This window comes from Natrialbaceae archaeon AArc-T1-2 (assembly GCF_030273315.1).
Classification (GTDB): domain Archaea; phylum Halobacteriota; class Halobacteria; order Halobacteriales; family Natrialbaceae; genus Tc-Br11-E2g1.
Window position 1 is genome coordinate 781330 of the sequence record NZ_CP127174.1, and the last position, 21602, is coordinate 802931.

Below are 21602 nucleotides of genomic sequence, written 5' to 3' on the forward strand. Positions count from 1 at the left end.
TCGACTCACCGCTTTGTGTGCAGTCCGAGCATCGCAGCGGCGAGCATTGCGACGAGGGCGACGGCGACGCCGAATCCGGGCATCGCCTCCTCTTTCGTTTCGTCGGCCGCTTCGGTATCGGCTTTCTCGTCGTCGTAGTCGTTCGTGGCCTCGTCTTTCTTATCGTCTTTCTCGGCCTCGTCTTTCTTATCGTCTTTCTCGGCCTCGTCTTTCTTATCGTCTCGTTCGTCGTCGATCGACCCCTCTTCGACTGCCGTCGCCTCACTCGAGGCGATCTGGACGTTCTCGTTTTCCTGTATAGTCATCTGGAACGCGGAGGCGTTACCGTCGTCCTCGGCGACTGCGAGCGCGTTGTTCGAGTTCTGGTTCACCTGCGTCACGTCCTGGCTCTGTTCGATCTCCGCGGTCGAGTACTGATCGACGTCGTTGAGCTGGTCGTTGTCGCCGTCGTAGTCGAAGGTGGTCCGGTCGGCGTCCTCGACGCCGTCACCGCCGATCGTCGCGCTCGTCGTTTCGGTCAGCACGGCTCCATCGTAGTCGTATCCGTCCTCGTACTCGCAGTCGTCGGTCGCGTCCTCGAAGAAGACGTTCAGCGCCTCGGCGGAGCCGACCTGCGCGTTGACGTTCTGCTGGAAGGTCAGCTGGATCGCTTCGGCCTCGCTGCCGTTCGTAGCGATCGCCGTGGCCGAACTGTTGAGTTCGACGTTCAGCTGCTCGGCGCTTTGGTACTGCGTGACGCTGGCCTCGGCAGTCTGGCTCACGTCACCGTCGTGGGGATCGTCGTCGTTCTTGTCCGTTGGCTTGGGATACTCCGTGCTATCCTGGTCCACGACGTCGGTGCCGCCGTCGGTGTTCGCGGTCGCGACGTTCATCCCAGCGGCGTCCATCAGGACGTTCATCGCTTCGGCCGTGCCGATCTGTTCGTTGAGGTTCGACTGTTCGGCGATCTGGGCAGCCGTCGCAACGGAGTCTTCACCCACCGCGATCGCGACTGCGCTTCCGTCGAAGGAGTTCACCTGGTCGACTTCCTGAATCTGTTCGACGTCTGCGTCGGCCGATTGCTGGGCGTTCGGGCGGTCGTCGTCGCCTTTCTTGTGCTCGTCGTATCGGTCCGTCTCCCCGTCCTCGAGGTCGCTGGCGTAAACGTTCGTCGCGTTCGCCGAGCCCTCCTGGAGGTTCAGGTTGGACTGTTGGGTCTGTTGCAGCGCATTCGCCGTACTCTCGTTTTCGGCGAGCGCAAACGCGGTGGTGTTCTGGTTGACGTTCGCCTGGCTCACGTCCTGCGTCTGGGAGACAGCCGCTTCGGCGGCCTGGGTGACCGTCGAGTCACCGTCGTCGACGATTCCCCAGCCGTCGAACTGCTTGTCGGAGCCGTTGCCCACGACCACGTAGACGTTACCGACGTCCTCGAACGTCGTCTCGTGGTTCTCCGCGGTGGCGTCAGCTTCCTGTACGTTGTCATTTTGCTGGGCCACGTCCTGGATGGCCGTCGCATCACCGCCATCGATCGAGATGGCGACGGCTTGACCCTGTTCGTGGACGTTCACCTGGCTAACGTCCTGGTACTGGACGACCTCCGCGTTCGCGTCGTCGCTCGGGTTGTCGTCTGCGTACTTCTCGATGTATTCCTCGAGACTCTCGTCGTCGAAGTCGGCACCGAACGAGAGGTAGAGATCCTCTCCGTTCTCCATCGCGTGTACGTCGCTCGTCGGAGCTGTACCGTCGTTCGCGCCGGCGGGGATGGCCATCCCGGTCATAGCGATGGCCACCATCGCGGCGACGAGAACCGTCGTGAATCGTATGCTACGTTTCATGTGTTTGTCGCAACAGCATTGATACGACCCGTGAGAGTCGCCGATTGCTGAACGTCTGCGACGCGAACCGGTCTATTTCGATGACCGTCTTTGTTATCTGGAAGCTGCCATGAGCAACAAGACGACACACGTATCGGCTACCGAACTGGACAAAAGCCTTCGAATACAGAATATATACAAATATTTGTTCTCTTGAATAAATCAGAGCGTTGAGACAGCGAGATCGTCGTTGCAGGGAACACAACGGTTGCAGGTGCGACAACAGCAGTATGCCTTCGCCGACGTGTAAACCCGCGCTCGAGCCCGTATAGCCGTCGCACAGACAGCTGTCATCCATCCCGACGTACGCTCTGAGAGCACGGGCTAGAATGTGACTACCCACAGTTTAGTATACAGAACAGTCGACGGAAGCTGAAACGGCACAAGTCTCAGTTTGAATGAGTGATCTACGATAACGAAACCGAGGATATAGTTAGTGGAACGGTATTTTGGCTATATCATCCCCTCTGTTGTGACGAGAACCTGGGCAACGCGTCGGGGATCGCCGATTTCCCTGCTCCCGGGCGCACAACCGTGCCCACCGAGTGACAACTATGAAACGCACACTCACGATCACGTTGACAATGGCGTTGATTGGCGGCCTCATGTTCATGGGGTTTGCCGGAACGGCAGCTGCACAGGATGTAAGTATCGACGCCAGTCAAGAGACCGGCGATGCAACGAACAACGCCGAGGTGAGCCAAGAGAATAACAATGCTCAGGTCGGTATCAGCGGTGCGTTCGCTGCAGGGGACGCGGCCGATAACAACGATCACAAGAAAGACTACTACAACGACGACAACAACGACGGCGACGGCGTGTCTGCCACCGCCAGCGTCGACCAGACACAAGACGTCGCTCAGGGTAACGAGGCTAACGTAGACCAGACTGCCGAAACTGGTGACGCCGCTGTCGGCGACATCACTATTGATCTCGGCGAAGAGCCCGTCGACGATAACGACGATAACAATAACGAAGAGTAACGGAACGGGATTGCTACCGAGCGGGTACTCGTCCGAGTTCCCCATTTTTATCGTCCGGCTCGGGACCGTATCTGTACCTGCACCCGTACCACACACCGTGTCAAACATACCATGCTAACGGATGCACCGATGTCCACCGACGGGGAGAATAACGTATGAATCGACTGGCAGTGACGGGAATCGTACTGGTCGTCTGTCTGCTCGTCGTGGCCACCACCGGTGTCGCCGACAGCGTCGTCGACGATCCGAACGACTCGAGCGGATCTCTCGGCGACTGTGAAGAGAGCCTCGAGACCACGAGCGATGATACCATCGCCGTGAACGTCTCCGTCGACGCGGACGACCACCTCGAGTGTCACGTGACCGAGAACGAATCCCCGTCCGAAATCGCCGTCCACTCCGGCGACCCGGACGAGTCTCGGAGTACGACCGTGAGCGTCGATGCCCACACCGAAAGCGAACACCGCAGTGTCTCGAGCGTACAGAACGTGACGTCGAACGTTTCGGTACACACCCACGCAGAGAGCGCCGAGGGTGACGAGATCGACGTTGACGTCGACGTCGGCGATGGCGATCCCGGTTCGGACGAGTGAGCCCCGGTAACCGGGTGCCGAATCGCCACTCCATCGGCGTCGCTGGCGATCTGTACGACCGCCGCATACGCGTTTCTCTCGCGTTCTACGCCGCACTAGCCGGAAGGCGGGATCAGTCTCGAGGGCTGTCGCCGAACCGTCGAGTCAGTCGTCTTTCTTCCCGCACGAGCGGTCGTCGGCTTTTTTCTTCTCGTCTTTCTTGCGGCGAGTCCGGGTTTTTTCCGTTCGCTTTCGCTTTCGTTTCTTTTTCTTCGGCCTCGGCTTGACACACGGCGCATCGACCGCCTCGACGAACATGTCGAATATTTCCGTTTCCTCGAACGTCACGACGAGATGGGCCGGATCTCGATCTCCTGGGAGGTCGACGACTGCAACGCCGTCCGCATCGACATCGGGCAGGAACGTTAACACGGTATCATCCGCGAACGTAACTGTCACGTTCAGCGTCGATCCCGGGTCGATGTTCTCGGTTTCGATCGTGATCCTGTCACAGGTGACCTTGAAGTCGACCACCGCTGGCTGGAGTCCACACGGAGCGTCCTTCGCCATCACGCCCGCATCGAACAGGATCATACCTAGATACTCGATCCGAACCCATATCGGATCAACATCGCCGGGCAGCCCGACTGTTGCCAGTCCGTCTTCGTCGACCGTTGGCGTGTAGAGCTCAGTGCTCCCGTCCGCAAACGTTACCGTCACGGCTAGCTCGGTTCCTGCGGGGATGTTTGCGGTCTCGATGGTGATGAAATCGCACGTAACCTTCACGACGTTGGCAGTCGGTGGATCCTCGCCTTCACACGAGTAGAACGTCGCGTTACTGATGTCCTGTAACCGCTCCGGATTCCCCTCCGCGTCTTGTGTCAAACGGAACGTAACGTCCCCGCTCGGTGCAGCAGGCACCTCCGCGAGGAAGCAGTTCGGACCCGCCTTGAGAGTCAGATAGTCGGCACCGGCCGGAATCTCCGCCGCCGGAATCGTGAAATCGATCCCGTCAAAGTAGTCGGGTTGGTCGTCCGTATTGAACAACGGGTCCAGCGCAACTGGCCCTTCACAGACCGCCGCGACACAGTTGATACACTGTCCCGCCTGTCCGCCTGGTGGGCTAACCGGTGGCAGGCTGGCCTCGCCACAGAACGTCGCCGGAATCGGATCGTTTTCCTGCGCGAATGCACTCACGGGAAGGCCGGCCAACCCGGCGATACCGATGCCCGCTGCAGTTCCTTTCAAGGCCCTTCTTCGAGTAATGTTCTCTGTCGGATTACTGTCTTCCATCTGCAACCGTTCGGATTCCAGTACTGGCATTTGTTATTCGGCAACTGGACCGCGTGGTCTCGGCGTAGACGGTGGCTTCCTTGATCCCGTTCGCGATCCGCTCGAGAACGGTCCGGTTACCCGGATTTCGAGATCCGTCGGTCGAAGTGAAACGCGTCCGTACGGTGTCCGGTCGAAAGCGGCCGTTTCGCAACGGTAGCGATAGATGTCGACGACGACGCGAGTTCGTCTCGCGGTCCGCTACCCCTCGAGTAGCTCCCGTTCGGCCCGTCTGGTGACCTCCCGGATCGGGAGGGCGGTCTCTCGAGCCACGGCGAGAGCGTCGTCGTACTCCGCACTCACGTCGTAGACCTCGCCGTTTTCGTCGCTCGCCACCTTCACGGTCACCTCGTACGTTTCGCCGTCGGCCTCGAGGGTGACCGTCTCGAACTCCCGCTCGGCGATCCAACGGGAGGTCACGCCCGTCTCGCGGATCCCCAGCGTCCCCGTCTCTTCGGCGAGGGCTCGAGCCACGCGCTCGCGATCCTCGGGTTTGCAGATCACCTTCACGAGGTGGCCCGGCCGGGACTTCTTCATCGTCACCGGGAGGACCGAAACGTCCCGCGCGCCTGTGCCCCCGAGCGTCTCCTGCAGCCCGCCGAGTACCTCCGGGGTGGCGTCGTCGAGAGTCGTCTCGAGAACGGCGATCTCCTCGCGGACCAGTTCGCCCGCGGTTTCGCCGACGAGCGCCCGGAGGACGTTCGGGTGGGGATCGAGGTCGTAGCCGCCCGCACCGTAGCCCGAGGCCTCGAGTTCGAGAGTCGGCAGCGTTGCGACGCCGTCGGCGAGGTGGCCGAGGATCGCCGCTCCCGTCGGCGTGAGCAGCTCCCGCTCGACGGGGCCGCCCGACAGCGACCAGTCGGCGCGTTCGGCGATCTCGACGACCGCCGGCGTCGGGACGGGGTACTCGCCGTGGCTCATCGAGACCGTCCCCCCGCCGGTCGAAAGTGGCGTGGTGACGATCCGGTCGGGCTCGAGGTCGGCGACCAGAAGCGCCGCGCCGACGACGTCTGCGATGGCGTCGTCCGCGCCGACCTCGTGAAAGTGGGTCTCCTCGAGGTCGGTGCCGTGGACGCCCGCTTCGGCCCGCCCGAGCAGTTCGAAGATCTCGCGGGCGTCGGTCTCGACGTCGGCAGGCAGGTCCAGTCCCTCGACGATCTCGACGACCTCGGCGTAGCTTCGGTGGGGGCCGTGGCCCTCGGCGTGGACGTGGTCGTGCTCGTGATCGCCGTGATCGTGGTGATGATCGTGGCCGTCGTCGCGGTCGTGGTGGTCGTGTTCGCCACCGTGTCCGTGCTCGTATCCGTCGCCGCGGTCGGTCAACAGCACGTCGACGGCCGTTGCCTCGATCCCACACGTGACAGTTCGATCGACGCGATACTCGAGCTCGAGTGCGTCTTCGACGGGGGAAAGCGTCTCGCGATCGGCCCCGGCGGCCAGCAGGGATGCGAGGATCATGTCACCGCTTGCGCCCATGCGCCCGTCGAACGCCAGTACTCGCATGGGTACACCGGGGGGAGACAGCGCCAAAAACCCATCCGTGCACTGGAGACTGGTAGTGAAAAATCGGACGACGACACCCGGGTCGGTACATCTATGTAGCTCCGTCACCGAGGTCTATGTGCTAATGACTGCCACGGTGGGAGCCTGTTACGGTAACAAAAAACCTATCCGCGCACGAATCGGAGTCACGAGTATCCCCGTCCATCGAGAACCATGAACGAAGTTCAACTGGAGGTCGCGAAGGCGTACCCGAACGACTCGGGTCGTGGCATCGCCCGACTCGACCCGGACACGCTCTTGCATCTGAAGCTCAGTCCGGGCGACATCATCGAGATCGAAGGGGCCGATACGACTGCCGCGAAAGTCTGGCGGGCCGACCGGCAGGACTGGAACACCGACACGGTCCGCATCGACGGCTTCACGCGACAGAACGCCGACGTCGGCATCGGCGAGCGCGTCACCATCCGGAAAGCCGAGGCGACGAAAGCCGACTCGCTCGTGCTCGCGCCGCCGGAGGAGGCGTCCGTCCAGTTCGGCTCCGACGCCGCTGGCATGGTCAAACGCCAGATCCTCAAGCGACCCGTCGTCGAACGAGACATCGTCCCCGTCATGTCCTCGACGAACCACCCGTTCATGCGCTCGCCGGGTCAGGCGATTCCGCTGATCGCCGTCGAGACCGAGCCCGAAGGCGTCGTTCTCATCACCGAGGACACGGACGTCGAACTCCGCGAGGAGCCGATCTCGGGCTTCGAGAAGACCGGCGGCGGGATCACCTACGAGGACATCGGCGGCCTGCAAAACGAGATCCAGCGCGTCCGGGAGATGGTCGAACTCCCGATGAAACACCCCCAGATCTTCAAGAAACTGGGGATCGAGCCGCCACAGGGCGTCTTACTCCACGGACCGCCCGGAACGGGTAAGACGCTGCTGGCGAAAGCGGTGGCGAACGAAACCGCCGCGAGTTTCTTCTCTATCGCCGGCCCGGAGATCATCTCGAAGTACTACGGGGAGTCCGAACAGCAACTGCGGGAGATCTTCGAGGACGCCCAGGAGGAGTCGCCCTCGATCATCTTCATCGACGAGCTCGACTCGATCGCGCCCAAACGCGAGGACGTCACCGGCGAGGTCGAACGTCGCGTCGTCGCTCAGCTGTTGACGATGATGGACGGCTTAGAGTCCCGGGGTCAGGTCATCGTCATCGCCGCGACGAACCGCGTCGACAGCGTCGACCCCGCACTTCGCCGTCCCGGTCGGTTCGACCGAGAGATCGAAATCGGCGTCCCGGACGAGACGGGCCGCGAGGAGATCCTCCAGATCCACACCCGCGGAATGCCGCTCTCGGACGACGTCAACCTCTCGCATCTGGCTGATGAGACCCACGGCTTCGTCGGCGCGGACATCGAGAGCCTGACCAAAGAGGCCGCGATGAAGGCGCTGCGACGATACCTCCCCGAGATCGATCTGGACGAGGAAGACATCCCGCCGTCGCTGATCGACCGGATGATCGTCAAACGCGAGGACTTCGGTGGCGCGTTAAACGAGGTCGAGCCCTCCGCGATGCGAGAGGTGCTCGTCGAGTTGCCGAAGATCTCCTGGGACGACGTCGGCGGCCTCCACGAGGCCAAAGACCAGGTCAAAGAGTCCGTCGAGTGGCCCCTGTCTCAGCCCGAGAAGTTCGACCGGATGGGGATCGATCCACCCGCAGGCGTCTTGCTGTACGGCCCACCCGGCACCGGCAAGACGCTGATGGCGAAAGCCGTCGCCAACGAGACCAACGCCAACTTCATCTCGGTGCGCGGACCACAGCTACTCTCGAAGTGGGTCGGCGAATCGGAGAAGGCGATCCGTCAGACCTTCCGGAAGGCCAGACAGGTCTCCCCGACGGTGATCTTCTTCGACGAACTCGACTCGCTCGCGCCGGGTCGGGGCGGCGACGTCGGCTCGAACGTCTCCGAACGGGTCGTCAACCAGCTGTTGACCGAGCTCGATGGGTTAGAGGAGATGGGCAACGTGATGGTCATCGGCGCGACCAACCGTCCCGACATGATCGACCCCGCACTTCTGCGCTCGGGCCGGTTCGACCGGCTCGTGATGATCGGCGAACCCGACGTCGACGGTCGCGAGCGCATCCTCGAGATCCACACCGCCGACACGCCGCTTGCAGAAGACGTCAGTCTGAAGGAGATCGCCGAGATCACCGACGGCTACGTCGGCAGCGACCTCGAGTCGATCGCCCGCGAGGCCGCGATCGAGGCGCTGCGGGAGGACGACGACGCAGACGCCGTCGAGATGCGTCACTTCCGACAGGCCCTCGAGAACGTCAGGCCGACGATCACCGACGACATCCTCGATTACTACGAGCAGATGGAAGAGGAGTTCAAAGGCGGCTCGAGTGCCATCGAACCGACTGGACGACGGGGCAGTCGCATCGGGTTCCAGTAGCGGAGCCGGTCTGATACGGGCGGTCGTACGTCGTTTTCGACGCAGCCGGGAACCACCTTCGGTTGACCGGTACAGCGTTACAGCACACCGTGTGCTCACCACCGCGTCGGCGACTGCCATCGTCCCGCCCCGGTTCGATTGGAGAAGTTATAAGTATCCCCTCTCCAATTAGACGACCGATGACGAGTGTTCGCACGTACACGATAATATACGCCATACTGCTGGTGCTCGGGAGTGCCAAGTTCGTCTTCTTCGAGTTCGACCTCTTCACGTACTGGATGGCAATGGGCGGTACGATCGCTCTCGCAGCGGTCAAGTCGGGACTGATCGCTGGCTACTACATGCACCTGATCGAGGAACCGCGTGCCGTCACGTACATGATGGCAACCGCGCTGTTTATGGTGCTGTTGCTTACCATCGCCGCTGGATACTCCATCCAGTAACGTCGTATCGACCGTCGTGCGATCTTCTCTCTGGCCGATCTACTTCTATCCTCTGGGGACTAAACACGGACGCCCCGCGCCACCGTGCGCGGGGTACTTCACCACCTGTACGAGCGACTATGCAGTGGTCGTAGCGGTTGTGAACTTGCTCGAACTCGAGAAGCTACCCACCTCCCGACGGTGACGACGAGATGCTCACTTGTCTGATAAACACCGATCGCATCGAGAAATCGCCACAGCCCGAGATCAGCCCGGAGCCAGGACGTTCAACTCGGGGACGAGGAAAAACGCCGTCCAGATCCCGATCAGAACGAGTAAGTGCGGTAACGCCGCGTAGGCTACCTTCATGTAGTCGATGTCAGTCAGACCGCTGATGACGTAGAGGTTCAGCCCGTACGGTGGTGTGATAAAGCCGATCGCGTCGCTCATCATGAAGAGAACGCCCCACGTGACCGGATCGAGTCCGAGTTCCATCGCGGCGGGAGTGAGAAACGGGGCCGTGAGGACGATGTTCGGGACCGACGAGAGCAGCGATCCCGTAATCAGCATGATGATCATCATCGCGAGGATGATCGCCCAGTCGGAGTCGAGACGCAAGATCGCATCCGAGACGACCGTCTGGACCCCGAGAAACGAGAGATTCTGCTGGACGAGCACGGCGAACACCGTTACCGGCATGATGACGCCGATGAGCAACAGCGAGGTGAAACAGGCCCGGACGATCTGATCGAGTCCGTCGATTCGCCGTGCGAGGATGCCGGTGAGCAGGATGTAGACCACGGCGACCGCGGACGCCTCCGAAGGGGTGAAAAATCCGAGGAAGATTCCACCCAGGAGGATCACGATCGTCCCGAGTCCGAGTTTCGCCTTCCACGTGGAGAGTGCGATCTCGGCGGGACGAAACTCGAAGTCGTGACTCGAGACGCCGTATGTGGTTCTCGAGGAGAGATACGAGTTGACCGCGACCATCCCGCCGACCATCGCGATCCCGGGAACGATCCCCGCGATGAAGAGGTCGGTGATCGAGACGCCAAAGAGCACGCCGTAGATGATGAGCAGGATACTCGGCGGGATGATCGCACCGACGGTCCCGCCGGCCGCGACGGTCGCCGCCGCGTACGTCGAGTCGTAACCCTCGTCGACCATCGGCGGATGAAGCGCTTTGCCGACCGCAGCGGTCGTCGCCGTGTTAGAGCCGGTGATCGCAGAGAAGATCGCCGAACACGAGAGGGCGGTGTTACCGGTACTTCCCGGCAGCCAGCCGATCGTCTGTCGTGAGAACGCGATGAGATCGTCCGCGATATTCCCCTCGTGTATGAGGTCGCCGACGAGAATGAAAAGCGGTATCGCGACGTACGCGAAGTTCTGGAGTTCCGCGTGTGACTCGATCGCCATGTTCGTCATCGGAAACTGCGGAACGAGGAGATGAAAGCCGACGACCCACAGCCCGAACACGAGCAAGATCGGCATTCCGAACACGAACAGGAGTGCACACAGAAGCGCCAACCCGACCAACACCGTGGTGAAGCCGAGTTCAATCATCGATCTCGCCTCCCGTCCCGATCGACGCCGTCGGCGTGACGTCTTCGCCGCGACGGTACGCGTTTCTTACGCGGACGATCTGTTCTGTCGCACGTAGCACGATCAGACCCATTCCGACGGGAACCGACAGGTACAACAGTGCAGACGGGACGAACCCGGTTCCGACGACGATCCGGCCGGTCTCCCACCGGTCGAGGAAGATCGGCACCGAAAACCGGAGGACGAGCCCCATCACGACGATCCAGGCGACGTACTCGAGCCAGTACATGACGTAGTTGGCCCGGTTCGAGAGCTGTTTGCGAACGAGCGTAAACCGGAGGTGCGACCGGTGTCGAACCGCGAATGCCGCACTGAGCCACGTCATCCACGTGAACAGTCCGAGGACGATATCGAGACTCCACGTGAACGATCCACCCCAGAGCGTCCGCTGGATCACGTCGAGTGTGATGATCGTCGTGTAGACGGCCAAGATCGCGAGCGCAAGGAGGCCTTCTAGATGTGCGGTTGCCCGTCTCACGGCATCTTTGAACTCGATTTGCGTCCCACCGATCTCGAGCGTGCGAGTGTCCATGGGTTAGGTTACGGGTAGGGTATCGGTTACAGATCGTCGACGTAGTCGTCCCACCAGGTGTCGACGGTGACGTCAGTGACGTCCGTCGGTGTGGTGTCGGCACGGGCCTCGGTCCAGAGGTAGTCGTGGAACTCCTGGCCGTCGACACCGAGATCGTCGACGTACGCGTATATCTGGTCGTAGAGTTCGGGATGGTCCTGTGGATCGACCGGCGCTCGCCACGCGTCCAGCTCGTCGTCCTCGAGTGTGTTCACCGTGATGTCGTGTTCGGCCATCGCAGTCCCGTCGGCCGGCGGCGACGTCTGCCCGATGCGCTCTTCGACGACGTCGTCGTGCAGGTGGACGGCGTCTTCCGTGAGTTCGCGTGTGACGTCGGCGAGGAGTTCGCGGTCCTCGTCGTCGAGGCTCTGGAGCCAGTCGACGCTTGCCCACCAGCCCTGGTAGCCGATCGACCAGTCGTTGACGACGACCTCACCGAGCGTCTCCGTCATTCCGAACGCCGCCGCGGCGCTCGACCAGGTCTCGGCTCCGTCGATGACGCCCGTTCGAAGCCCCTCGACGGTGTCGCCCCAGGCGACCGACTCCGGGTTCGCACCCCACGCTTCGATCGCCGTCGAGGCGTTCTCGCTTTCGGTCCGACGGATTGCGAGCCCCTCGAGGTCCTCTGGCGTCCGGATCGAATCGTCGGCGTCGTGGGTGTCCTGACCGATCATGAGCTGACGGAAAAACGGGACGCCGAAGAAGAACGGAACGACGCCGTACTCCTCGGCGAACGGCACCCAGTATCGCTCCCAGGTCTCCTCGTGGCTGATCACGTGCGTGACCGAGGCCACCGTCGGGAACGTATACGGGATCAGGAACACGTCGTTCGACGGCCACTGGCTACTCGAGTTGCCGATCGAGGCAGAGCCGACGTCGACGAGATCTTGCACGACGCTCTCCGGACAGTCCTCTTCACCACAGATCGAACTATCCCCGGAGTAAGACACCTCGAGGCCGCCGTCGCTTGCGTTTTCGACTCGTTGCACGAACTCGTCGTGACCGTAGACACCGGTGCCGTCCCACAGGTGTGCCTCGGACTCGAGACTGGGAGCCCCTGCCATAGAGAACGACCCCGGCTCGTCACCGTCGAGTCCCGATGGATCATCGATACATCCGGCCAGCAGTGCGGTCACAGCGATACTACCACTCGTCAGGTACCGTCTGCGGGTGAGCCGCGTCACGTCCAGGGACCAACGTAGTAACACACTTGGGGGTTACGAACTCGAACGAAACGGTTGATTCTACTAGGTAACGTGAAGAAACATCTCACTACTGGGGTTCTCAAGGTAGCTGTCCGCTGACTCGGGACGGCACCAAGTGGCTACCCCTGCCCTCGAAGTGACTCTCGAGCATCGCGATCACCGACGACCACCTCGTCTGAACGCGGCCTGATCGGGGGGCGGGAGTCGGGATCGAACTAGCCCGTACGAACCGTTCTGAACCGCCGCCTTCGTAACTGTCTTTGCCAGCAGTAGTGAACGCGCCGCTATGTATGGGCTGTCGAGGCGTGAGATCCGCTTTGCTCTCGTTATCAGTTCATCTCATTTCACCCAGCACGTATATTACCGACTCCTTCCGCCACTCATTCCAGTACTGGCAGTCGCGCTAGAGTATCCACTGTGGCAGCTCGGCTTGCTGATCTCGGTTTACCAATTTGGCATGGGTATCGTCCAGGCCCCCCTGGGCGTTCTCTCGGACCAGCTCGACCGTCGGTACCTGCTGCCCACGGGGCTTGCAATTACCGGAGGGGCATACATCGGATTTGCGTTTGCACCGACACTCGGAGATCCACTTTCGGCGCTCTCTCTTTTCGGCTACACCGTCGAGGGCGGATTTATCATCATGTCGCTCGCGATGCTTTTGGTCGGCGTCGGGTTGGCCGTCGTTCACCCGGTCGGATATCCGATGATCACGGACAACGTGAGCGACACGAACAAGGGCAAGGTGCTCGGTGTTTTTGGAGCCTCTTCGAAACTCGGGGACGCAGCAGCACCTGCTGTCATCGCCGTCTTGATTCTGGCTCTCGCCTGGGAACAGATCATCCTTCTTTTCGGTGTTGCAGGGGTTCTTTACGGAATTTCTCTCTACGTAGTGCTTCGAAGCGACGACTACGAGACGGTCCCTGCCGGGAAACGGACCGAAGATGGTGCTGGATCGTCTGGCGACACCGTAGAGCGACGAGGGTATCTCTATCCGATGGTCGCTATCTACCTCTTTTTCATCTCGACGCATATCTCGACCCGCGGTCTCAATACGTTCCTTCCCGCATTCTTGGTCGCTGTTTACGCGTATTCGTTCGAGATCGTGGGCGTTCAGGTCGGTGCGGAGTCGGTGGCGAACATGTACTTTTCGGGAATGTTGATCGCCGGTGCCGCGATGCAACTCGTTTTGGGCGGGCTGACCGACGCGTACGACTCACGACAGCTTCTGTTGTACTGTATGGCAATCGCGACGGGAGGGATGATCGCACTTGCGCTGTTCGATCTTTCGTTCCTTCTCCTCCTCGTCGTCGTCGCTATGCTTGGGGTCGGGCTCTACGGCGTCAACCCGGCGCGTGATGCGCTGGTTAGTGACTTCTCGCCACCCGATTACGAGGGGCGGTCGTTTGGATACATCTTTACTGCTGGAACGTTGACGGTAGCACCGCTGCCGGCCGTCATTGGGTACGTTCTTGAAACCGCCGGGATGAGAATGGGGTTTCTCTGGCTCGCTGTTGGACCCGTCCTCGCCGCTGGCTGTATTGGACTGCTCTATTCCAATCGGATCTATCTGGAGTCGGATGTCGGCGCATGCACCGACACGTCGGATTGAGCGAGCATCCTTTCCGAACGCTGTTCGATCGATCGTCACGCTCGAAGTGACGTCGATATCGGATACTCCCTATTGTTGTCACTCGTCTTCGACTCGTGACGAAACAGAAATGCCCGGGGAGGGCTCCGAACCCTCGATCTCCGCATGTCCCAGGTTCGAGGCTCGGCAGTCCTCTGTGGGACAGGGAGGCTTCCAAGGCGAACCGCACCGAATCTCTGAACCCTATGAGTGCGGCGCTATGTCCAGCTAAGCCACCCGGGCTCACTCTCCCGTAGAGTGGTCTCGTTCTTTAAAGTTCTCATTCGCCACAGCCGTGGGGCCTGCACCCACGGATTTATCACACGACGTTACGAATTCGTACGTATGAACGTTCCCGGTATCGTACAGTCTACTCTCGACGACGAAGAGATTGCGGCGCGAGCCTCACTCGGCGGCGACGACGAGCTTTTCATCACTCCGACACGAACGATCATCTATCGAGCCGACGGACTGCTTAGTGACGAATCCGTCGACGACTATCCTCACGACGCCGAACGGGTTACGCTCTCTGAGGGACGACGGAAGACACGCATTACGCTCGAGTACCCACTCGAGGGCACACGCGAGTTTACCGTCCCGTCGAGTCGCACCGAGACGGTCTTGCATCCGGTCCTCGCGGGTATTCTCAACGGCAACGACATCACCGATCCCGGCGAGACGGTCGCGAAGACGTACCGGTTCAGCGAGCTGACGCTCATCATCACGAGCGACCGGATCGTCAAACACATCGGCGAGGCGGTCTGGGACGGCGACTTCGAACAGCATCACTTCGACGACGTGACGAACCTCTCGTTCGAGGACGGCAGCGTCGCAACCCAGATCGTCCTCGAGGTCGACGGCCGCCAGCAGCGAATCAAAGCCCCGAACGATCAGGCCGATGAGGTCCGGGAACACCTCGAACAGGCGCTGTTCGAGTACTACGACGTTACCTCGCTCGAGGAACTCAACGAGTACGTCGCACCCGACGACGACGACGAACGGACGGACGACCCGGCCGACGCGTTCGGTGACGGCGTCGATCCACTCGGCACGAGCGGGTCCGAGGTCGACACACCGGCAGGTACGAACACAACCGACGCTGGGGCCGATCCTGACCCTCTCTCAAGCACCGACGACCCGCTCTCGTCAGTCGGTGACGAAACTGCGGGAAACGCCGAGGCGGCTTCCACGGACGGACGTAACTCGAGCGCCGTACACGAGACCGACAAGAACCTCGCAGGCGAGACGCCGGACGCAGACGCTACGACCGGCGGCGGCGTCGCCGCAAGCGTCGAACGGCCGGTCGCGAACGATCGTCGGTCGACCGCCGGTCGCGACGGAGCCATCGGCAGCGACGCGCACGGACGTCTTTCCGATCCGGAGCTGCGTGAGCGGATCGCGGATCTCGAGGCGACCGTTTCCCGTCAGAACGAACTCCTCGAGCGCCACCAGCGGACGATCGAAAAACTGATCGAAGAGCTCCGACAGGGTCGCTGACGACGGTCCAACGAGAGACGATCACTCCCGACCAGTCACCTTTCGAATGCACGACGAACCGAACGGCCCGATCTCGCCGGCATCGACGTCGATGAAGTAGCCGGTCGAAAGCGTCGACCCACAGCGCTCGCACGTAAACTCACCGTCTTTCGTGATCACGTCCCGGTCGAACCGGACGTACGATCGACTTTTCGGGCGAACGATGCCGTCGTCGCGGTCGATGATCCCCCGGAGTTCCGCCTCGTCGAGAACCGTCCGGGTTACGGTCGGGTCGGTCGTTACCGTCTCGAGCCGATCGACGACGGCCGACAGCGGCAGTTCCTCGTGTTCGAGACGCTCGAGAAGTGCCAACCCTCGTTCGACGCGGTCGTCCGTCGATCCCATCGGTCCCTCGTGTCTTCCAGATCCGGTTAAGCGTTGTGTCCTATTCGGCGGAGAGTCACAAAGCCTTCAACGCTCGAGGTCGAACCGCGGTCGATGACGCTGCCGCGTTCGGCCCGTGTCGTCGCGAGTGCGGTCGTTCTCGGGGGAGTCGTCGCGGCGGGGCTGCTGTCGTCGCCGTCTACGCCGCTCACGGCAGTCGAGTCGACGGCATCCGACCCGTACCGATTCGGACTCGTCGTCGCGGGACTGTACCTCGTCCGACCGGCGCTCGCCTGGCCGACCACGCCGCTCGCGGTCGTCGTCGGCTACGGCTACGGCGTGGCGCTGGGCGTGCCGATCGCGCTCGTCGGCGTCGTCGTGACGGTGATCCCGGTCTTCGTCGTCGTTCGGCGGACGGTCGGACGCGCCGGCGGTCACGACGGCGACGTACTCGGCGGGTTCGGTCTCCTCGAGCGGACGGGCCGGGCCGTGGATCGCTACTACGAGGCAGCGGGCCCGGTCAGGGGCGTGACGGCCTCGCGACTCGCGCCGATCCCGTCGGACGTCTCGACGGCCGCAGCGGCGACAAGCGGCGTGAAGCTCCGTCATCTCGTCGCCGGGACGGCGATCGGCGAACTGCCGTGGACCGTCGCGGGCGTCGTCGTCGGCGCATCGGCGGCGACGGTGACGACGACCGGACTCGGCGAGTTCGGTCTTCCACTCGCTGTGGCGTGTGCCCTTGCAGCGACGCTATTGCTCGCCGGGCCTGCCTATCGGCTCGCACGGGAGCGGGCCACGCCACGCTGAAGCTACAGAAACGGATCGCTACAGTCGACGATCACGCCGTGTTGGGGACAGACGTACTTGCAGTGGCGGTCGTACAGCGCAGCGCCACAGCGTGGACAGCGCGGTCCACGGCGATCGTCGTCCTCGTCTGGCTCACTCGGTCCGGCCATCGTGTCACGGTTCGGACGAGGCGGTGCTAAGCGTTCTGGATGCGAGGTTAACACTCGCTCCAGCCACAGGACTCGCAGGTCTTACAGCCCTCCGAGTAGTAAAGCGACAGCGAGCCACAGTCGGGACACTCGGGGGATTCGCCGGCGTCGATGAGGTCCTGCGTCGCGTCGTCGCCCTCTCGGGCGGCCGCACCGCCGTCGGTCTCGTGGTCGACGTCTACGGCTGCGTCGGCGTCAGCCGACTCTTCGAGCGTCTGTTGTTTCGGATAGGGTTTGTCGATCTCGCCGTCCAGATACCGACGCATCGCCGTCCCGATGGCGTCGGGGATCGACTGGATCTGTTCGCCTTTGTCCCAGGCGATCTTCGGGCTGCGCGTTCCACAGAGTTCGTCGACGATCTCTTCGGGATCGACGCCCGAGCGCAACGACGTCGAGATGACCTTCGCCAGCGCCTCGGTAAAGGAGTTGGTGAAGCCGCCGGAGTGACCGATGTTCGCGAACAGCTCGAACGGCTGGCCGGTTTCGGGATCCTCGTTGATCGTCACGTAGATCTTCCCGTAACCGGTGTCGATGCGCTGGCTGACACCCTGCAGGGCGTCGGGGCGGTCGCGCTTCTCGGTGAAATCGACCTCGGCCGGCTGTCGGTCGCCGACCGGTGAGCCGACGCCCGTCTCGCGGACGTCTCGAGCTTCCTCGCTCTCGAGGAACGCCTCGAGGCCGCCGAAGATCTCCTCGATCTGTTCGACCAGGGCCTCGGCGGCTTCGGTCTCGTCGGCGAACTCCGCGTTGTCAGCGCGCGTGGTCAGCACCTGCTTGCTGCGGGTGCCGTCGCGGTAGTAGGTGACGCCTTTCCCGCCGTGTTCGTAGACCCACTCGAAGACGTCCTTTGCGTCCTCGACCGTCGAATCGCTGGGCGCGTTGACGGTCTTCGAGATCGCGGAGTCGACGCCGTCCTGGCAGGCACACTGGACCGCGGCGTGTTCTTTCGCCGAAAGGTCACTCGTGATGACGAACAGTTCGCCGATCGCGTCCGGAACGGTCGAGAGACCTTCGACGCCCTCGAACTGGTTCGTCGCCATCTGCTCTTGGGCCTCCGTTTTGACGGCGTCGACGTCGATGTCGTTCGCCTCGAGCGTTCGAAGGAAGTAGTCGTCGAACTCCACCAGCATCTCATCGCCCTGGACGTCGTCGGTGACGTTCTTGTAGTAGGCGACGTTGTAGATCGGTTCACAGCCGCCGGTGGTGTTGCCGACCATCGAGGTCGTCCCCGTCGGCGCGATGGTCGTCACGTTGTGGTTGCGGATGGGGAAGCCGTCTTCCCAGTCCTCGGCGTTTTCGCCGGTCTGTTTCTCGAACCACTCGCGGTACTCGGTCGGGTTCGCGTACTTCGAATCCTCCCAGTCGGCGAACGAGCCTCGTTCGTTCGCGAGGTCGTGGCTCGTCGCTTTCGCCCCGTGGTTGATGTGGGTCATCAGCTGGCGGGCGATCTCGTTGCCTTCCTCGCTGCCGTAGCGAACGCCGAGTTGGATGTACAGCTGGGCCAGTCCCATGACGCCAAGCCCGATCTTGCGCATCTCCCGGACCTTCTGTTCGATCTCTTCGACCGGGAAGTCGCTCATCGTGACGACGTTTTCCAAAAAGCGCGTGCCGTACTCGATGCGCTCGTCGAACTCCTCGTAGTCGATCGCCTCCTCGAGAAACGCCGCGATCGCGTCCTCCTGGCTGTCGTAGTCGTCGCCGTGTTCCGCAGACCAGACCCGCCAGTCCGGTGCGTCCAGATCGGCGAGCGTCGAGAGGTTGATGTGTCCGAGATTGCAGGCCTCGTACTCCTCCAAGGGTTGCTCTCCGCAGTTGTGAACGACAAGGCCGTTCGCAACGAAGGAGTGGGTGTCGGGCTCGGTCAGGTCGTACACGGCTTCGTGGCCGTCGTGTTCGACTGATTCGACGGTCGCTTCGAATCGCTCGCTGTATGGACCGCGCTCGTACTCGGAGAGACGGTGCTCGAGCGTGTCGGTCTTGTTATCGAGCAAGAAGCCGATCTCGTCGGCGAACCGCTCGAGGTTGTCCTTGACGATGACGAGTTCGTGCTGGTCTTTCGTCTCGTATTCCTTCGTTCCGCCCCGACCGTCGGAGAGTTCTCGAGTTCCCGCTTCCTTGCGGTTTTTATAGATCTTGCTGGCGATACCGAAGTTGAGGAGAAGCTGCTGGACGTCGCCGAGCAGATCGCCGTCCGAACTCCACAGTCGGACCGAGACGCCCTTTTCGACGTTACCCTGAACGCATCCGTCTGCAGTGAACAGCGACTGGAGGAATCCACGCGCCATCTCCTCGCTGCCGCGCATCACTGTATCGGGAACCTGCAGCTTGTCTTCCGTCAGGCCGACTTCTTCGGCGTACTCGTAGAGACGGGTGGATCGAATACGCTGTTCGATCGCTTGCGCACCGCGATACCCGTCGTCACGGCTAATCTCGTTGACGCCGATTTCGTAATCCGCGTTCCCGAGGGGCTCACGAACGACGTCGTTGACGTCCTCGACGAGCGTCTCGGAGATGTCGGCGTCCTCGTCGTAGAAGTTCAACACGGCACGTTCCTCCCCGTGTTTGAGGTGACCATCTCCGACGAGCCAACCGAGCGTCCGACCTTCCTCGACGGTTCCGTGCTGCCCGAATCCGCCCTTTCTATTCTGAATGTGAACCGTATCACCGGCGTCAAGCTCCTGTGTTTCGACCCATCCGTCGTCGGTCATGACACGGTGGTCTGCGGTGAGTCGAAGTTCGTATCCTTCTTCGGTCGTGAGCTTGTAGACGTCTTTCTCGCCGGTTTTGTAGACACTACTTGCTTCTTTGATTTCGTCTTCACTAAGCCGTCCGTCGACGACGACGTCGGTCGCGACACCCTGTTCGTATAGCTCTTCTGCAGGGACGAGACCACGTCCGGTACTAATGAGCGTCTCTCCAGTGACACACGGGTTCGTCGCGAGGATCCGGTGATCGTCGTGTTCACCGACGTCGAAGGAGTGCTCCTTGTTCACCCGCTCTAAGTAGATCACGCCGGGTTCGCCGTTCTCGTGAGCGCCCTCGACGATGCGCTCCCAGACGAGCTCCGCGGGGATCGACAGTTCCTCGCCGACCTCGACGTACTCGCCGAGGTCGTAGCGGCTGTACATCTCTTTTGTCTCCTCGGTGGCGATATGGGGCTCTTCGGTGCGCGGATTGGTGAACGTGTACTCCTCGCCGTTCTGGACGGCTTCCATGAAGTCGTCGGTGACGCCGACCGAGATGTTGAAATTCGAGAGGTGGCCTTCGACGGCGTTGCGGAGGTGTTCGGGAACCCGTCCCTCGTCGTCGATGAGGTCGCGGGCTTCCTCGAGTGCTTCCGAGAAAGAGGTGTAGGTATAGTCGTCGGGGTCGTTCAACCGGAGACAGTGAGCGAGCGAGACGTCCTTGTTCTTGGCGTGGATGAACTCGATGACGTCGGGGTGAGAGATACGCATGATCCCCATCTGGGCACCGCGGCGAGTGCCGCCCTGGGCGATCGTCTCACAGAGCTGGTCGTACGTGCGCATGAAGGTGATCGGTCCCGACGCGATGCCGCCGGTCGAGCCGACTGAGTCGCCGTACGGGCGAAGCTGCCAGAAGCCGTAGCCGACCCCACCACCGCTCTGGAAGACCTCCGCGGCCTTTTTCGCGGTCTCGTGGATGTCCGAGAGGTCGTCGTCCGGAGACATCACGAAACACGCCGACAGCTGCTGGAGTTCGTCGCCGGCGTTCATGAGCGTCGGCGAGTTCGGCATAAACGAGAGCGACTCCATCCCCTCGGTGAACGTCTCGGCGACGCCCTCGACGTGCTCGCGAACGTCGTCGGGGAGTTCGGGGACGACGGTGTCGTAGGCGAACTTGTTGACGTTGTGTTCGGTGAGTTCTGTCTCGACGTCGTCGTTCGTCGTCACGCCTTCCCCGAACACCTCTTCGGCGAGTTCGTCCCGACGCGGGTGATCGGGCTTGAGCTGGGCGGGCGTGACAGTGATCTCGAGGTCGCGTTTCTCGGCCTCGTAGACGGCCTCCGCCAGGGCGATGTTCGTGCCGACGCGCTCGAAGAGATCTTCCTGTTCTTCGATCAGGTCGCCGTCGGCGTTCTTCCGGAGGTACCGTGCCGGGAGGATGTTGTGGTAGGCGTTGTCGGTCATCCGCTCCTCGAGCGTCTCGCCCTCGGTGCGTTTGATCGGGAGCGTGATCTCGTCTGCGGAGCGTTCGGACTCGCTCATACGCGCCCCACCTCGTCTGTACGCCGACGTCTCGTGCCGGTTTTGGCCGGAGTTCGGGTGTTGGCTCTCATCGTTCGTGACGAAGGTTCGGTATTCATGCTATTCTCATAAAACAACTGGTTTGCAGTAGTCCAATTCTATTTGTACAGATATCTCTATGGGGTCGTGCGTGTACGGAGTCGCCGGTCTGTTCGGCCGTCTCCGAGCCTGTACCCACCTACGGAAAGGACGCTCTTAACGATTTTCAGAACGTACTGAAAGTAATTGTGAGCGAGGACGGGGTTGCGTCCCGACGGCGAGTTTTCTCTTTCACTGACGGGCGTGGCGTCCGGAGCCGGAACCATCGCTGTGGGTACGTGCTCGAGGCAAATAACCCTGATCGACAGGTTTCAATCTCCCTGGTGAGAAT

At 61.7% G+C, this 21602-nt stretch carries 16 protein-coding genes and 1 tRNA gene; 7 read left to right on the forward strand and 10 right to left on the reverse strand.

Annotated features, from left to right (window positions below; genetic code table 11):
• Window positions 1–5: 5 nt before the first annotated feature.
• A complete protein-coding gene (locus QQ977_RS03935; protein ID WP_285927656.1) occupies window positions 6–1814 on the reverse strand; it encodes a PGF-CTERM sorting domain-containing protein in 1809 nt (602 codons plus the stop codon).
• Window positions 1815–2407: 593 nt separating this feature from the next.
• Here QQ977_RS03935 and QQ977_RS03940 point away from each other — a divergent pair.
• Together QQ977_RS03940 and QQ977_RS03945 are read left to right on the forward strand one after the other, a co-directional pair.
• Entirely contained in the window at window positions 2408–2836 is a 429-nt protein-coding gene (locus QQ977_RS03940; RefSeq protein WP_285927657.1) for a hypothetical protein, read from the forward strand.
• A gap of 155 nt (window positions 2837–2991) precedes the next feature.
• Window positions 2992–3429, forward strand: coding sequence for a hypothetical protein (locus QQ977_RS03945; protein ID WP_285927659.1), 438 nt, complete (start codon window positions 2992–2994; stop codon window positions 3427–3429).
• Between the two features lie 144 nt (window positions 3430–3573).
• Here QQ977_RS03945 and QQ977_RS03950 read toward each other — a convergent pair whose 3' ends face one another.
• Together QQ977_RS03950 and larC are read right to left on the reverse strand one after the other, a co-directional pair.
• Complete coding sequence (locus tag QQ977_RS03950) at window positions 3574–4656, reverse strand: hypothetical protein (RefSeq protein WP_285927661.1); 1083 nt, start codon at window positions 4654–4656, stop codon at window positions 3574–3576.
• Between the two features lie 285 nt (window positions 4657–4941).
• Complete coding sequence (gene larC, locus QQ977_RS03955; protein ID WP_285927662.1) at window positions 4942–6243, reverse strand: nickel pincer cofactor biosynthesis protein LarC; 1302 nt, start codon at window positions 6241–6243, stop codon at window positions 4942–4944.
• Between the two features lie 213 nt (window positions 6244–6456).
• On the opposite strand from larC, the gene QQ977_RS03960 reads away from it, so the two are divergent.
• Both QQ977_RS03960 and QQ977_RS03965 read left to right on the forward strand, forming a co-directional pair.
• On the forward strand, window positions 6457–8685 hold the full coding sequence (locus QQ977_RS03960; protein ID WP_285927663.1) for a CDC48 family AAA ATPase: 2229 nt from the start codon (window positions 6457–6459) through the stop codon (window positions 8683–8685).
• Between the two features lie 179 nt (window positions 8686–8864).
• Entirely contained in the window at window positions 8865–9128 is a 264-nt protein-coding gene (locus tag QQ977_RS03965; protein WP_285927664.1) for a cytochrome C oxidase subunit IV family protein, read from the forward strand.
• A 246-nt stretch (window positions 9129–9374) separates the two neighbouring features.
• Here QQ977_RS03965 and QQ977_RS03970 read toward each other — a convergent pair whose 3' ends face one another.
• From QQ977_RS03970 to QQ977_RS03980, 3 genes are read right to left on the reverse strand one after another with little or no spacing between them, the layout of a single operon-like run.
• Complete coding sequence (locus QQ977_RS03970; RefSeq protein ID WP_285927665.1) at window positions 9375–10670, reverse strand: TRAP transporter large permease; 1296 nt, start codon at window positions 10668–10670, stop codon at window positions 9375–9377.
• Window positions 10663–11241 carry a TRAP transporter small permease gene (locus QQ977_RS03975; protein ID WP_285927667.1) on the reverse strand — a complete coding sequence of 193 codons (579 nt, stop codon included), beginning with the start codon at window positions 11239–11241 and terminating at the stop codon, window positions 10663–10665. The genes QQ977_RS03970 and QQ977_RS03975 overlap by 8 nt, the downstream gene beginning before the upstream one ends.
• A 26-nt stretch (window positions 11242–11267) precedes the next feature.
• On the reverse strand, window positions 11268–12344 hold the full coding sequence (locus QQ977_RS03980) for a TRAP transporter substrate-binding protein (RefSeq protein ID WP_285927668.1): 1077 nt from the start codon (window positions 12342–12344) through the stop codon (window positions 11268–11270).
• A gap of 427 nt (window positions 12345–12771) precedes the next feature.
• On the opposite strand from QQ977_RS03980, the gene QQ977_RS03985 reads away from it, so the two are divergent.
• The gene (locus tag QQ977_RS03985; protein ID WP_285927669.1) at window positions 12772–14094 is read left to right on the forward strand and encodes an MFS transporter; all 1323 of its coding nucleotides are present in this window, start codon (window positions 12772–12774) and stop codon (window positions 14092–14094) included.
• Between the two features lie 110 nt (window positions 14095–14204).
• On the opposite strand, the gene QQ977_RS03990 is transcribed toward QQ977_RS03985, so the two are convergent.
• Window positions 14205–14355 (reverse strand) — tRNA-Met (locus QQ977_RS03990).
• A 102-nt stretch (window positions 14356–14457) separates the two neighbouring features.
• Between QQ977_RS03990 and QQ977_RS03995 the strand changes: the two genes are divergently transcribed.
• Complete coding sequence (locus tag QQ977_RS03995) at window positions 14458–15609, forward strand: DUF7115 domain-containing protein (RefSeq protein WP_285927672.1); 1152 nt, start codon at window positions 14458–14460, stop codon at window positions 15607–15609.
• A gap of 21 nt (window positions 15610–15630) precedes the next feature.
• Here QQ977_RS03995 and QQ977_RS04000 read toward each other — a convergent pair whose 3' ends face one another.
• On the reverse strand, window positions 15631–15993 hold the full coding sequence (locus QQ977_RS04000) for a DUF5830 family protein (RefSeq protein WP_285927673.1): 363 nt from the start codon (window positions 15991–15993) through the stop codon (window positions 15631–15633).
• Window positions 15994–16086: 93 nt separating this feature from the next.
• On the opposite strand from QQ977_RS04000, the gene QQ977_RS04005 reads away from it, so the two are divergent.
• A complete protein-coding gene (locus tag QQ977_RS04005; RefSeq protein ID WP_285927674.1) occupies window positions 16087–16779 on the forward strand; it encodes a TVP38/TMEM64 family protein in 693 nt (230 codons plus the stop codon).
• Between the two features lie 2 nt (window positions 16780–16781).
• Here the strand turns inward: QQ977_RS04005 and QQ977_RS04010 are convergent, their stop codons facing one another.
• Complete coding sequence (locus QQ977_RS04010) at window positions 16782–16928, reverse strand: HVO_2523 family zinc finger protein (RefSeq protein ID WP_285927676.1); 147 nt, start codon at window positions 16926–16928, stop codon at window positions 16782–16784.
• 47 nt (window positions 16929–16975) lie between these two features.
• On the reverse strand, window positions 16976–21193 hold the full coding sequence (locus QQ977_RS04015; RefSeq protein ID WP_285927677.1) for an LAGLIDADG family homing endonuclease: 4218 nt from the start codon (window positions 21191–21193) through the stop codon (window positions 16976–16978).
• Window positions 21194–21602 lie beyond the last annotated feature (409 nt).